We start from the raw sequence: 13,386 nt of genomic DNA on the forward strand, positions 1-13,386 counted from the left end.
GAGCGGCCAGGGCACGCAGTGCCTCGCTTGCATCGGAGACGGAAGCACTCGCCTTGCGGTCACCATAGGCGGTTCGCGGACGCGTGCTCGTAGACTGGAATACGAGGCTGATCCAGCACGCCGTGCTCTCGATCGGCGGCTCGTCGGGGTTTGGCAGCGAGTTAGCTCGTCTGCGGCCCGTGAGCAGAAACCCGGCTACCCTCCGCCAGGCTCAGCATCGGGTTGAGGATCACCTGATCGCCCGGCTTGACGCCATCGTGCACCTCGACCTGCGTGCCGAAATCGCGTGCGATCGAGATCTTCTGCATGTGAACAACGCCATTTTTCACGACCGCGACATGCAGGCCGTTCTCATCGAAGACAACGGCGTCGGCCGGTACGATCAACGACGGCGTCTTGCGCGGAATGTACAGCTCGACGGTACAATAGATGCCCGGCTGAAGCGCGCCATCCGGATTTTGGACGTCGATCTCCGTCAGCAACGTACGGCTGCCGGGCTGGAGCGCGGTGGCAATCCGCGTGACCTTTCCCGGAAACGCCCGGCCCGGCAGCTCCGGGACGCGGATGACCGCATCGACACCCGGCTGAACTCCGATCGCCTCGTCCTGCGGCACAAACACCTGCGTGCGGATGACATTCGCATGCATCAACGTGAACATGAATGTCGAACCGGCCTGCACGAGGCTGCCATTGTCGATACTGCGCTGGGTGACCACGCCGTCGAACGGAGCCACCACGCGCTGATAAGCCTTGTCCTGCTCCAGAACCTTGATCTGAGCTTGCTGAGCGGCGATGTTCGACTTCGCCACGGCCTCGGCCGCCTGCTGTGCGCGCAGTGTCAGACGGTCATTGTCGCCCTGCTGGGCGGTCAGCCATCCCTGCTTGACGAGGCCGCTGTCGCGCGCGTTAGTGACCTCGGCGAGTTCACGGCTCGCCTGCGTCTGCTGAAGGGTTCCCTGGGTCTGCGCCAATGTGGCCTGGGCCTGCGCGATCTGGTGGTCCAGCTCGGGCGCGACGATCTCGGCCAGCAGCGCTCCCGCTTTCACCCGATCGCCGATATCGACGTAGCGCTTTTCGATGTAGCCGCTGGTCCTGGCAAATATGTTGGCAGCTTCGAAGGCTGCCGTCGTCGCCGGCAAGGTGACGTTTATTTTGCTGTCATTGGCGCGGACGGTCGCGAGACGGACCTCGGGCACAAACGTATGCGCTTGTTCGGACGTCGCGGCCAGCGCGCGCTCGGCTTCATAGTGGCGCCAGCCACCCACAGCGAGCCCTCCGGCAAGCAAGAGCAGCGCCGCTGACCCGAACACGGTCGCTCCGGACCGTCGCCTCTGCCGGCCCTCGACCCGCAGCAAAGGCTCATCCGCATCGTCCGGAAGATCGAGGTCGTGGAGCGGCCGATCGGGCCGCAGATCTATCTCAGTCATGCCTGCGTTTCCTCGAACACGCCATGCTGCGGCTTTCCGTCATTACCCTTGCGCAGCATGGCAAACAGATAGGGGACGATGAGCAGGGTCGTCGGCGTTGCAAACAGCAGTCCGCCGATCACGGCGCGGGCGAGTGCCGCGTTCTGCTCCTCGCCGGCACCGCCGATGGCCATCGGGATCATGCCGGCCACCATCGCGGCGGCTGTCATCAGCACCGGCCGGATCCGGGTGCGTCCGGCGCTCAGTGCCGCCTCCAAGGCGGAATGGCCCTTGAGCTGCTGCTCGCGCGCAAACGTCACCAGCAGAATGGAATTCGCCGATGCGACTCCGACGGACATGATCGCGCCCATCAGCGACGGGACATTGAGCGTGGTCCCGGTGATGAACAGCATGGTCACGATGCCGCACAACGTCGCTGGCAACGCCAGGATGACCACGAAGGGCTCACCAAAGCTCTGGTAGTTGACGACCATCAGCAGGTAGACGAACACGGCCGCGAACACGAGGCCGATACCGAGATCCCGGAACGAGTCGTTCATGCTCTGGATCTGGCCCAGGACCTGGATGGAATTGCCGGGCTTGAGTTGCTTTTGAAGATCGGCGGTGACCTTGCCGATATCGGCTGCCACGCCACCAAGATCGCGGCCCTGCACGCTCGCATAGACCTCGTAGACCGGCTGGACGTTGCTCTGGTTGGCATTGGTCGGCACCGTGTCGCGCTTAAAGGTCGCGACGTTGCTGAGCATGCCGGGTACCGTCTGGCCACTCGCGGCCATCGATGTGGACACGGGCGTATTGGCCAGCGCATTCAGAGAATTGATCTTGTATTCCGGTGTCTGCACGGCGAGATAGTAGGGAATACCGGAGCTCAGATCGGTCCAGAAATTCGGCGAGACCTGCACTGACGAACTGAGGCTGACATTGATGTTGGTCGCGACCGTGCTGGCGTTCAGCCCGAGCTGGGCGGCACGGGTCCTGTCGATATCCGCATAGAACGCCGGGCCATCGATCTCCTGCTGGAGATGGGCATCGACAACACCCGGGATGGCGGCCAGCCGCTTCTGGAGCTTCTTGGCAATTGCCAGATTGTCGGTGCCATAGCCGACGGTTCGAACGTCGATCTGCGCCGGCAGTCCGAAATTCAAAATCTGTGTGACGATGTCGGCGGCCTGAAAATAGAAAGTGTCCTCCGGGAACGACGCCGGCAGAACCTGACGCAGCTTCTTGATGTACTCCGCGGTCGGCTTGTGGCCGTCCCGGAGCGAGACCAGGATGACACCGTCGTTGATGCCGATGGTCGAGCCGTCGGCGAAGGCCAAATTATACGCCCGCGCAGGCAGCCCGATATTGTCCACGATGAGCGAGCGATCCTTCTCGGGAATGACCTCGCGGATCTTGTCCTCGACCTTCTGGAAGATGGCTTCCGTGCTCTCGATCCGGGTACCTGCCGGCGCGCGGACATGGAGCTGGATCTGGCCTCCATCGATCAATGGGAAGAAATCCCGCCCCACGAGGCTCAACATCGCCGCGCCCAGGCCGAGCATCAGGACCGCAACGATCGGCACGACGGCGCGGCGTCGAAGCAGCATCCCGAGAAGCCGGGAATAGCCGTCGCGCAGCCGCTCGAAGCTGCGCTCGAAGGCGGCGGACAGGCGCGAAAACAGCCCGGTGGGGACCTCGCCGTAGACATGCCGGCGCTCGCCCTTCAACAGCAGCCCAATCGTGATCGGTGTCAGCGTTCGCGACAATCCGTAGGACGCAAGCATCGCAAACACGACGGCGAGTCCCAGCGGCGTAAATAGGTATTTGGCTGGCCCTTCGAGGAACACCACCGACGTGAACACGCAGCTGATGGCAAGGGTGGACACCAGCGTGGGGACCGCGATCTCGGCCGCTCCATGCAAGGTCGCGTCCGCGAGCGACATCCCCTCCTCTGTCCACAGCCGATGCGTGTTCTCGATCGTGACGGTCGAATCGTCGACCAGGATACCGACCGCCAGGGCGAGTCCGCCCAGCGTCATCGTGTTCAGCGTTTCCCCGAGGAAGTAGAGCACGACGAGCGACGACAGGATCGCTAGCGGAATCGAGATCATCACCACCAGGGTCGAGCGCCACGAGCCCAGGAACAGGAGGATCATCATGGCGGTCAACCCCGCCGCGATCGCCCCTTCGCGGAGCACGCCATTCACCGAATTTGTCACGAAGACCGACTGGTCGAATAGCTCTGTGATCTTGAGTCCGGGAGGCGCGGCAGCGCGAACGGCGGTCAGCGCCTTCTTCACACCATTGACGACTGCCAGCGTCGAGGCATTGCCATTCTTGATGATGCCGAGAAGGACCGAGCGACGACCGTCCTCGCGGACGATGTTCTGCTGCACCATCGCACCGTCGCGGACCTGGGCGACGTCCTTCAGCAGAATGGTGGCACCGTTCGCGAACTTGACCGGGATCTTGTTGAGATCGTCGATGGTCGCCGGAGTCGCGTTGGTCCGCACCGTGTACTGGATGTCTCCCATCTTCGCAGTGCCGGAGGGCAGCGTGAGATTCTGAGTGTTGACCGCGTTGACGATGTCGAGCGGCGTCAGCCCTCGGGACAGCAGCTTGTCCGGATCGATGTCCACCATGATCTGGCGATACTTTCCGCCGGCCGGTGTGGGCAGGGTGACGCCGGGAACGGGCGCAAGCTGCTGCCGAACACGATAGATGCCAAAGTCGTAGAGTTGCTGCTCGTTGAGATTGTCCGAATTCAGGCTGAGCTGCAGCACCGGGACGCTCGACGCATTGAACTGCACGACAATCGGCGGCTGGATGCCCGGCGGCATCAACGCACGAATGGAGTTGGTTGCGGAAACGATCTGCGCGATAGCCAGGTCGAGATTGACGTCGGGCTGGAAATAGATCTTCTGTACCGAAAGACCGTTAAGAGTCTGGGACTCCATGTTCTTGATGCCATTGACGTTGGCACTGATGGAATACTGGCTATATGTGCTGACGCGCTGCTCCATCTCCGGCGTGGACAGCCCGGTGTACTGCCAGATGACAGTCACCACCGGGATACGTATCTCCGGAAAGATATCCGTCGGCATCGACCACAGCGCGGCACCACCCAGAAACAGGATCAGAGCCGCCACCACGTAGAAGGTGTACGGAAACTTCAGTGCAAATCGAACAATTCCCATTCAAGACCCCTGCGCCCGTCGGTTCAAAACGCTCGGCGAGGCATCACGTCGATTGGCCAGCCGCGTCAATCAAGTTGGAATTCAGTCGCTCCGACAGGAAATGACAAAGCCATCGCGCAACTTCACCTTTTGGTCAGGCTTCGCGCAGCCGTGATGTCCGCGGCTTCCTGTTCAATCGAGCCGAACCTGCCAACCGAGCACCGGCTCGATGCTCGTGCACTTCACGCAGCCAGTGCGTCACTGCCCGCCCTGGTCCCCTGTATCGTCGCACGCTTGACCTTGGCGAATGCAGACGTCTCGATCTGCCGCACCCGTTCGCTCGAGATCGATAGCTCGCAACCGAGTTGCTCGAGGGTCAACGGGGGCTCTGCGAGCCGTCTCGCCTCGAACACGCGCCGCTCGCGCTCCGTCAAGACCTCCATCGCGCCGCGCAGGGCCCTTGACCTGCGTGTTGCTTCGTCGTGCTCCGCGACGATCTCCTCTGCGTCGGGAGACTCATCAACGAGCGTCGCCTCCCATTCCGCCGATTGATCTCCGTCGCCGACCCGGGCATTCAGGGAACGATCACCACAGAGCCGACTATCCATTTCAACCACGTCGCGAACGGTCACTTCGAGCTTTGTCGCAATGACCTGCGCCATTTCAGGCGTCAGGGCTGCTGTCTCGCCCGCGAGTTTCCTTATTTCACCACGCAGCCGGAAGAAGAGCTTCTTCTGCGCGGCCGTCGTGCCGATCTTGACCAGGGACCAAGAGCGCAAGATGTACTCGTGGACGGTCGCCTTGATCCACCACATGGCATAGCTCGAAAACCGCGCGCCGCGTCCGGGTTCGAAACGAGAAGCTGCAATCACGAGTCCAAGATTGGCTTCCGCGATCAGGTCGGCGATCGGAAGACCGTATCCCTTGTAGCCCCGTGCCACCTTGGCGGCGAGGCGAAGATGGCTCGTAACCAGTTCGTCGGTCGCGCTTTTGTCGCGCCGCTCCTGCCAACGCCGCGCGAGCTGTTGCTCCCGGTCGCACTCGAGTAGATCGAAGCGCTTGATGGCTGCGGAATAGGCGAGAATACCAGCCGATTGCAGAGCTGGCACTCCGGTGACATTGGCGGTGGCCTTTTGAGCCTGCATTGACTGCTCCTACGTTGGGTCCGGCACCTCAACTGTAGGGAGAGCGTGGATGGGGCGGCCACTAAATTGGGCTTAAGAAATCTGAATTCGGGTTTAGCCGGCGCCGGCGCTCGTCTCGCTCACCGAACCTTAAAACCATTTTTAATTGAGCTGATCGATCCCCCTTGGCATCTTCAAGACAGCAACACGCAACCGTCTGCGTGACACTGATCACATTAGCTTGCCCTGGAGTTCGATGTGCCCTTGTTTTCCCGCCGATTCGTGCGCAGACGTGCCATCTCGCTGGCAACCAGCCTATCGGTCATGGCGACATCATTCGCCTTCGCGCAGGATCCGAAGCACGGTTCTGAAGCACGTACGGTGAAGGATGCGGACGAGCAGCAGTTTCTGTTCGATAACGATCTTGCGATGAGCAACATAAGCCGCAGCATGATGATGACGCCGACTGACGACATCGGTCGCGATTTCGTCAATGTGATGGTCCCTCACCATCGGATCGCGATCGACATGGCGCGTGCGGAGATCAGGCACGGCCACGACGACGAACTTCGGCAGCTCGCAAAGAGGATGGTGAGCCGGCAGGAGCAGGAAATCTCCTCCCTGCGTCACGCGCGGCCGGCCGCCGCCAATTTGATGCCGTCGACCGGCGCCGAGATCGCCTCGCTCGCACCGAGTTGACGGCATCTCGCCACATCGTGAAGACCTGACAGCATTGTTCATCCCGGAGCGACTCAAGATGTCCGTCCAGACCCACGATCCCCTTCGGCAATTGTTCGCGCATGCAGCCCCAAGCGAGAACGAGGCAGGACGTTCAGCTTCGATTGCAAGTGGTCGCCTGTCGAATCTACCGTCGGCCCCCTCCGAGATGGAGTCCAGAGATGAAGTCGTTCAGTCGCTGTTTGAGACCCTGAAGGTCGCCACGCACAACAATGATCGTCAATGCATGGAAGCGCTTCGGCTCGCGATCGCGGTCAGGCAGTTCGGTCTGCGGCCTGCCGCGGAGCGACCGGCCGGGAATGATCAGGCCTCCGTTCGCGGCCGCCATGTCCAGGGATTGCAGAAATGGCGGCTCAAACGCGTCGTCGACTACATCGATGCCAGCATGTCGTCGAAGATGACCTCGCCCGATCTGGCTGCGGTCGCGGGGCTTAGCCGCATGCACTTCGCCTCTCAGTTCCGCGTGGCGACAGGCTTGCGCCCGCACGAATTCCTGCTGCAGCGGCGAATTCGGCGGGCCGCGGAGTTGATGAGGGACACCACGATGCCGATCATGGAGATCGCGCTCACGGTCGGCTTCCAGACCCAGGCCCACTTTACGACCGTCTTCAAGCGGTTCACGGGATGCACTCCCCGGTGCTGGCGCGTCGGCAATGACATGCCCCCGCGGTGCGAGCTCGAGCAGGCTGCCATAGAGCTGTGACGGCCCTGCGCTATCTGCCGATATGAACGGTCGACGGCAGCTGGAACGGGCGCCGTCGATTTCGAGCTGCCTGCCCTGTGATATGTGAGATGACCGCGCTTCTGCCGGCAACGGGCGGGGGCGTCAGGCCACGACCTGGTGAACGCCGAACCGCCTCTCGAACTCGGGGACATTCACGATCCCCCGGCGGTGAGTTCCGGCACCGATCTTTCCGAGATCATTCCACGCCTCGATCTCGAAGAGGAGGCTCTTTGCGCCGACGCTTTTGACGCGCGCAAGCGCGCGTACCCGACCGCCGACCGGCGTGGCCGCCAGATGCCGGATATCGACCGACATGCCAACGCTGACGTATCCCGGCGGCAGGGCAGCTGCGACCGCGAGGCCGGCGGCCATTTCCATGTGCAGGATCATCATCGGGGTCGCGTAGACTTGCGGCATACCCGGAACGAAATGCCCGACCGTCATATCGGGGGTGACCACAATCGACACGGCGGCAGCCATGCCGATGGCGATGTTCGTGCTCGGATTCATCCGTCTCAACTCCTCTGATCGCTCTCGTCCTGATGCGAGGACTCGTCCGTGACGTTGGCGCCGGTGCGCTCGATTCGGACCGGGATGCCCTTCGAAGACGGCGTGAAACTGATGGGATCGTGCGCATAGAGCGGCACCAGCGGATTGGTCTCCGGGTAGTAGGCCGCGCAGCAACCGTTCGGAAACGAGTATCCGACCACGCGGAAGTTGCGTACCCGCCGCTCGCGTCCATCCGTCGACACGGTCACCAGATCGACGCGATCGCCGTCCGCGAGCCCGCGCTTGTCCAGTTCGAACTGATTGAGAAACACGATGTCGCGCTGGCCATAGACGCCCCGGTAGCGATCGGACAGCGAATAGAGCGTAGTATTGTACTGATCATGACTGCGAATTGTGCTTAGCCAGAGCGTCTCCGGATGATCGTCGTTCGGATCTTCGCCGAGGCCCTCGAAGACCAGAAAATTGGCCTTGCCGCTGGGCGTCGCCCAGATGCGCTCGCGCGCGGTCGAGACGAGATGGAAGCCGCCGGGCACGCGAATTCGTTCGTTGTAGGCCTGGAATATCGGCAATACGATCTCGATCGCGTCGCGAACAAGATCGTAGTCGGCGACGAAGCCGTCCCAGTCGACGACGGAGGACTGCCCCAAGGTCGCCCGGGCCATGCCGGCAACGATCGCGGGCTCGCTCAAAAGATGCTCGGACGCGGGCTGGTTGCGACCGGCCGACGCGTGCACCATCGACATGGAGTCCTCCACGGTGATGGACTGCGGCCCGGTCGCTTGGATGTCTATCTCCGTGCGGCCAAGACAGGGCAGGATCAGGGCATCGCGCCCGTGGATCAGGTGACTGCGGTTGAGTTTGGTCGAGATGTGGACCGTGAGATCGAGCCGCCTGAGCGCATCTTGCGTCAGCTGCCAATCGGGAATTGCAGCAGCAAAGTTGCCGCCCATCGCGATGAACACCTTCGCGTCACCGCGGATCATCGCTTCGAGCGCCGTGACGACATTGTGACCGTGCGCACGAGGTGCCTTGAAACCAAAACGGAATTCCAGCCGATCGAGGAAAACTCCGGACGGCGTCTCGGTGATGCCGACCGTACGATCCCCCTGCACGTTCGAATGGCCGCGGACCGGGCAGATGCCTGCTCCTTCACGGCCGATGTGGCCGCGAAGAAGAGCGAGATTGGCCAATTGCTGAACGTTCTGGGCACCACGCCGATGCTGGGTAATTCCCATGCCGTAGACGATGATCGCGCGCTCGGCTTTCATGTAGGCTTGCGCGGCATATTCGATCTCCTCGCGGCTGAGCCCCGAGTAACGCTCGATATCAGTCCATTGTGCGGCCCTCAGATCGCTTACGAGTTCATCAAGCCCGTGGGTGTGGTCACCGATGAAATCCCAGTCCAGAACGGGCTGCTCGCCTCTCGCCCGCGCCGCAGCATCTTCATCGACCAGAACCTTCATAAGGCCCTTGATCACGGCAACGTCACCACCGACTCGAACCTGGTAGAGGCGCGAACTGATCTGCGTCGAGCTCAACGTCGCCATTTCGATCGGGCTCTGCGGGGCCTGAAACCGTTCCAGGGCGCGCTCACGGAACGGATTGAACGAAATGATCGAAGCACCGCGGCGGGCGGCATCGCGCAAATTGGTCATCATGCGCGGGCTGTTGGTGCCGGGGTTCTGGCCAAAGATGAAAATGCAATCAGCCTTGTCGAAATCCTCCAGCAGGACCGTGCCCTTGCCCACGCCTATGGACTGCGGCAAGCCGACGCTCGTTGCCTCGTGACACATGTTGGAGCAATCGGGAAAATTGTTGGTGCCGTACTCCCGCACGAAGAGTTGATACAGAAAAGCAGCTTCGTTCGAGGTGCGGCCGGAAGTGTAGAACTCCGCCATGTTCGGATCGGGCAGTGCCTTCAGATGCCGACCGATGATCGAGAACGCCTTGCTCCAGCTCACCGGGAGATAGCGGTCAGTTGCTCCATCATAGACCATCGGATGCGTGAGGCGGCCTACCATTTCGAGATCGTAGTCACTCCAGGTGGCGAGTTCGGCCACCGAGTGCTCCGCGAAGAACTCTGGCGTGCAACGCTTGGCGGTCGCTTCCCACGCCACGGCCTTCGCACCGTTCTCGCAGAATTCGAATGATGAGGTGTGCTTCGGATCTGGCCAGGCGCAGCCGGGACAGTCGAACCCTTCGGGCTGGTTCATGCACCGGAGCGTGTTCGCCCCCTTGATCGGAATCCGCTGTTCGATCAGGTGCTCGCTCAGGGCCTTGAGCGCACCCCACCCGCCGGCCGGATGATGATAGGGGCGAATTTCTTTTCGTTCCGACATCGCGAGAACCTCTGCAGGTACCGATACGAAACAGTTGTGATTTCAGCCGCGGGCTTTCTTTCGAAATTGCCGGATTCTGCCGGCGCGGCAGACCGAAGGGTCCGATCAGCAGATGTCGTAGTGCATTTTGGAAAGGCTGACGTCCTCTCTGGATTGGCTCACATCGGCGCTTTCCTAACTCCACGGAGAGAGACCGCTATTGACGGCTCCGCAGTGCAATCCGCTTGGAGATACAAACATGATTTCGAGACGAAACCTGCTGGCGGCCTCGGCAATGGGCGCGGCCATGACGGTGTCCGCAGCGAAGGCCGGATCCTTCGGCAATCCGGACGAGCCGCCCCAGGGCGCCATCAACGGGAAGGGGCCGGGAAATCTACGCGATCCGGGCCCGCAGAGTGAGGCTCTTGGCAATCAATTTCCTTCCGCGCAATCTCCCCCGGCAACCGATGTCGGCGGCATGCCGACACCGTGGGCCTCCTTCAACAACGCACCGAAGCGAATTCAGAATGGAGGATGGGCGCGACAGGTCACCGTTGCCGATTTTGCCATTTCCAAGGAGATCTCAGGCGTCAACATGCGCCTGACGGCGGGGGGCATCCGCGAGTTGCATTGGCACCAGGCCGCCGAGTGGGCCATCATGACCTACGGCACTTGCCGTGTGACGGTGCTCGATGCGCACGGTCGTCCCTATGTCGCAGACGTCAAGGAGGGCGACCTCTGGTACTTCCCCCCGGGCGCGCCGCATTCACTGCAGGGCTTGGGCCCGGATGGATGCGAATTCGTCATCTGCTTTGACGACGGGCATGCTGACGAATTCAACACGTTGCTCGTGTCGGACTGGTTTGCCCACACACCGCCCGAGATACTGGCCAAGAACTTCGGCGTTCCGGCAGACGCATTCGCAAAGATCCCGCTGCACAATCTCTGGATTTTCCAAGGCACCGTGCCCGGCGACCTTGCCGGCGATCGCGCCGCAATCCAGAAGGACGCGCCCATCGCCACGCATCCCTTCATATTCCCGCTCGGATCATCCCAGCCGTTCAAATCGTCCGATACGGGAAGCATCCGGGTCGCCGACAGCAGCAACTTCAAGGTTTCAACCGCTGTGGCCGCCGCGCTGGTCACGGTTCGTCCCGGCGGCGTAAGGGAGATGCACTGGCACCCCAATGCGGACGAGTGGCAGTATTATCTCAAGGGCAAGGCGCGCATGACCGTGTTCGACACCGGCCCGAACGCACTGACGATGGACTTCAATGCCGGCGACATCGGCTATGTCCGGCGCAACCTCGGCCATTATGTCGAGAACGTCGGCGATACCGATCTCCAGTTCATCGGAGTCTTTCGCGCGCCGCACTACGAGGAAGTCTCCCTCTCCAACTGGCTCGCGCACACGCCGCCGAAACTCGTGGCGCAGCATCTCAACGTAGATGAGGCAACGATCGCGAGCTGGCCCGAAAACGCGCCAGGCGTGATGCCGAAGCGGTGAGGCAGGCATGACCTTGGATCGGTTGGTGAGTGCCGAACACGCGCAAGCCACCGATTCATCCGTATTCGTGCGTCCAGCACGGCGCTGGCCAACATCGACGGACCTTTGGCCGACATCGACGGACCTCCCTCATTGTGGCCAATCGGTGTGACTTCTAGTTTTCCGTTCATGGACGCACAAATTCGGAGAGATGCGATGTACCAACTTCACTACTTCCCCAGTAACGCCAACGCTGCGCCTCATATGGTGCTCGAAGAAATCGGCCACGAATACGAGCTCGTACTCGTGGACCGCGCCAGCAATACCCAGAAGTCAAAAGAATATCTGGAGATCAATCCGAACGGTCGCATTCCCACCCTGGTCGACGGTGAACTCGTGCTGTTCGAGGCCGCCGCGATTGTTCTCCACCTAGTCGATCGACATCCGGAGGCAGACCTTGCACCCAAGGTCGGTACGCCGGAACGTGCCAGGTTCTATCAGTGGATCACCTTCCTGACGAACTCGCTACAGGAAGAGCTGATGATCTGGCAGTACCCCGACCGCCTGACGGGCACCGATGCCGCCGCGACCGAGATCGTCAGGAACGGCGCGGAGAAGCGCGCCGGCGCCTACCTCGATGTAATCGATCGGCACTTGAAAGCGAACGGCCCTCTCTTCCTGGGGGACAAGCTGAGCGCCGTCGACTTCTACCTCGTGATGCTCTCCCGCTGGGCCCGCCCGATGTCCAATCCGCCTCGTTCGCGGCCGCACATCGCGCGGCTGCTCGACATGGTTGGGGCCCTACCCGCAGTCCGCCGTGCCTATGAGGGTGAAGGCGTCACCGGCGAAATCTGCTGAACGCAGCAATTCGGCGCGGTGATCGCACCGTAATTTCCCAATCTCGAGAAGGATCGCTGCAATGACAACGCAATCCAAGAGTCGAAACATGCCGGAGCGAATGAATCTGCCCTTCGTGGGCCTGGCCACCTTTGCGGGCCAGCCCGCCTGTACCAACTGGGACGAGCTCGATGGCGCTGATGTCGCCGTCCTTGGCATCCCAATCGATACAGCCTCGAGCTATCGCGTCGGGACACGTTTCGGGCCGCGCGCGATCCGCGAAGTGTCCATGTTCCACGGCTTTGGCCCGGAAGGCGTCTTCGATTTCGAGGACGAGGTAACCTATCTCGGCGCCGAAGAAGTCAAGATCGTCGACGCCGGCGACAGCGACGTCATTTATGCCGACACGAGGCGCAGCCTCGCCAACGCCGAGCTGGCGGTTCGGGCGCTGCTCGACGCCAAGACGATGCCCTACATCCTCGGCGGCGACCATGCCATCACCATGGCGACGGTGGCGGCATATTCGAACGAGAAGCCGATCCACATCATCCATCTCGATGCGCATTTCGACTTCATCGACGAGCGCAACGGCATCAGCTGGGGGCACGGCAGCCCGATGCGCCGTGCCTCGGAGATGGCGCATGTGAAGGGCATCACGACGCTCGGTCCGCACAACATGGCTTCCGTGAGCCGAAAGGACTATGAGGCGGCGAAGGCTTACGGCACGCACGTCGTCCCATTGCGAAAATTCCGATCGATGGGCGCGGCCGCAGCTCTCTCCCACATCGGCGATGGCGAGCGGGTTTACGTCTCGATCGACATCGACAGCTTCGACCCCTCGATCGCGCCTGGCACGGCGACGATAAGCCACGGCGGCTTCACTTACTATGAAGCCAAGGATCTTCTCAGGGAGGTCGCGCGGCGCTTCGAGGTGGTCGGCGTCGACTTCGTCGAGGTCTCGCCGCCCTACGATCCATCGGGAATCACGTCGCTGCTCGCGGCGCGGACCAGTCTCGATTTCATCGGCTCGATCTTCCACGAGCGCACGAAAAGGCAACGCTGAC

10 protein-coding genes are annotated in these 13,386 nt (G+C 61.7%); 5 read left to right on the forward strand and 5 right to left on the reverse strand.

Annotated features, from left to right (window positions below; genetic code table 11):
• Window positions 1-161 precede the first annotated feature (161 nt).
• From V1280_RS17290 to rpoH, 3 genes are all read right to left on the reverse strand, one after another.
• Window positions 162-1,427 (reverse strand): efflux RND transporter periplasmic adaptor subunit, encoded by a 1,266-nt coding sequence (locus tag V1280_RS17290; RefSeq protein ID WP_334526257.1) that lies wholly within the window; start codon window positions 1,425-1,427, stop codon window positions 162-164.
• Window positions 1,424-4,606, reverse strand: coding sequence for an efflux RND transporter permease subunit (locus V1280_RS17295; protein ID WP_334526260.1), 3,183 nt, complete (start codon window positions 4,604-4,606; stop codon window positions 1,424-1,426). Before V1280_RS17295 ends, V1280_RS17290 begins: the two co-directional genes overlap by 4 nt.
• Window positions 4,607-4,827: 221 nt before the next feature.
• Window positions 4,828-5,730, reverse strand: coding sequence for an RNA polymerase sigma factor RpoH (gene rpoH, locus V1280_RS17300; protein ID WP_334526262.1), 903 nt, complete (start codon window positions 5,728-5,730; stop codon window positions 4,828-4,830).
• A 303-nt stretch (window positions 5,731-6,033) separates the two neighbouring features.
• Between rpoH and V1280_RS17305 the strand changes: the two genes are divergently transcribed.
• Together V1280_RS17305 and V1280_RS17310 are read left to right on the forward strand one after the other, a co-directional pair.
• On the forward strand, window positions 6,034-6,408 hold the full coding sequence (locus tag V1280_RS17305) for a DUF305 domain-containing protein (RefSeq protein ID WP_334526264.1): 375 nt from the start codon (window positions 6,034-6,036) through the stop codon (window positions 6,406-6,408).
• A 58-nt stretch (window positions 6,409-6,466) separates the two neighbouring features.
• Window positions 6,467-7,150 (forward strand): AraC family transcriptional regulator, encoded by a 684-nt coding sequence (locus tag V1280_RS17310; protein WP_334526267.1) that lies wholly within the window; start codon window positions 6,467-6,469, stop codon window positions 7,148-7,150.
• Window positions 7,151-7,273: 123 nt separating this feature from the next.
• On the opposite strand, the gene V1280_RS17315 is transcribed toward V1280_RS17310, so the two are convergent.
• Window positions 7,274-7,681: a thioesterase family protein gene (locus V1280_RS17315; protein ID WP_334526270.1), complete on the reverse strand. Its 408-nt coding sequence runs from the start codon at window positions 7,679-7,681 to the stop codon at window positions 7,274-7,276.
• Window positions 7,682-7,686: 5 nt separating this feature from the next.
• Window positions 7,687-10,020: an FdhF/YdeP family oxidoreductase gene (locus V1280_RS17320; RefSeq protein WP_334526273.1), complete on the reverse strand. Its 2,334-nt coding sequence runs from the start codon at window positions 10,018-10,020 to the stop codon at window positions 7,687-7,689.
• Window positions 10,021-10,258: 238 nt separating this feature from the next.
• Here V1280_RS17320 and V1280_RS17325 point away from each other — a divergent pair, with 238 nt between their 5' ends.
• From V1280_RS17325 to V1280_RS17335, 3 genes are all read left to right on the forward strand, one after another.
• Window positions 10,259-11,506 (forward strand): oxalate decarboxylase family bicupin, encoded by a 1,248-nt coding sequence (locus V1280_RS17325; protein WP_334526276.1) that lies wholly within the window; start codon window positions 10,259-10,261, stop codon window positions 11,504-11,506.
• A 195-nt stretch (window positions 11,507-11,701) separates the two neighbouring features.
• Window positions 11,702-12,343: a glutathione S-transferase family protein gene (locus V1280_RS17330; RefSeq protein ID WP_334526279.1), complete on the forward strand. Its 642-nt coding sequence runs from the start codon at window positions 11,702-11,704 to the stop codon at window positions 12,341-12,343.
• 88 nt (window positions 12,344-12,431) lie between these two features.
• On the forward strand, window positions 12,432-13,385 hold the full coding sequence (locus V1280_RS17335) for an agmatinase (RefSeq protein WP_334526282.1): 954 nt from the start codon (window positions 12,432-12,434) through the stop codon (window positions 13,383-13,385).
• Window position 13,386: the final 1 nt, after the last annotated feature.

Origin of the sequence: Bradyrhizobium sp. AZCC 2230 (assembly GCF_036924495.1) — a bacterium.
Classification (GTDB): domain Bacteria; phylum Pseudomonadota; class Alphaproteobacteria; order Rhizobiales; family Xanthobacteraceae; genus Bradyrhizobium; species Bradyrhizobium rifense.

Bases quoted from the DNA above. Each gene is read 5' to 3' on its own strand.
- V1280_RS17290 (WP_334526257.1), bottom strand. From the start codon at position 1,427: ATGACTGAGATAGATCTGCGGCCCGATCGGCCGCTCCACGACCTCGAT.
- V1280_RS17295 (WP_334526260.1), bottom strand. From the start codon at position 4,606: ATGGGAATTGTTCGATTTGCACTGAAGTTTCCGTACACCTTCTACGTG.
- rpoH (WP_334526262.1), bottom strand. From the start codon at position 5,730: ATGCAGGCTCAAAAGGCCACCGCCAATGTCACCGGAGTGCCAGCTCTG.
- V1280_RS17305 (WP_334526264.1), top strand. From the start codon at position 6,034: ATGGCGACATCATTCGCCTTCGCGCAGGATCCGAAGCACGGTTCTGAA.
- V1280_RS17310 (WP_334526267.1), top strand. From the start codon at position 6,467: ATGTCCGTCCAGACCCACGATCCCCTTCGGCAATTGTTCGCGCATGCA.
- V1280_RS17315 (WP_334526270.1), bottom strand. From the start codon at position 7,681: ATGAATCCGAGCACGAACATCGCCATCGGCATGGCTGCCGCCGTGTCG.
- V1280_RS17320 (WP_334526273.1), bottom strand. From the start codon at position 10,020: ATGTCGGAACGAAAAGAAATTCGCCCCTATCATCATCCGGCCGGCGGG.
- V1280_RS17325 (WP_334526276.1), top strand. From the start codon at position 10,259: ATGATTTCGAGACGAAACCTGCTGGCGGCCTCGGCAATGGGCGCGGCC.
- V1280_RS17330 (WP_334526279.1), top strand. From the start codon at position 11,702: ATGTACCAACTTCACTACTTCCCCAGTAACGCCAACGCTGCGCCTCAT.
- V1280_RS17335 (WP_334526282.1), top strand. From the start codon at position 12,432: ATGCCGGAGCGAATGAATCTGCCCTTCGTGGGCCTGGCCACCTTTGCG.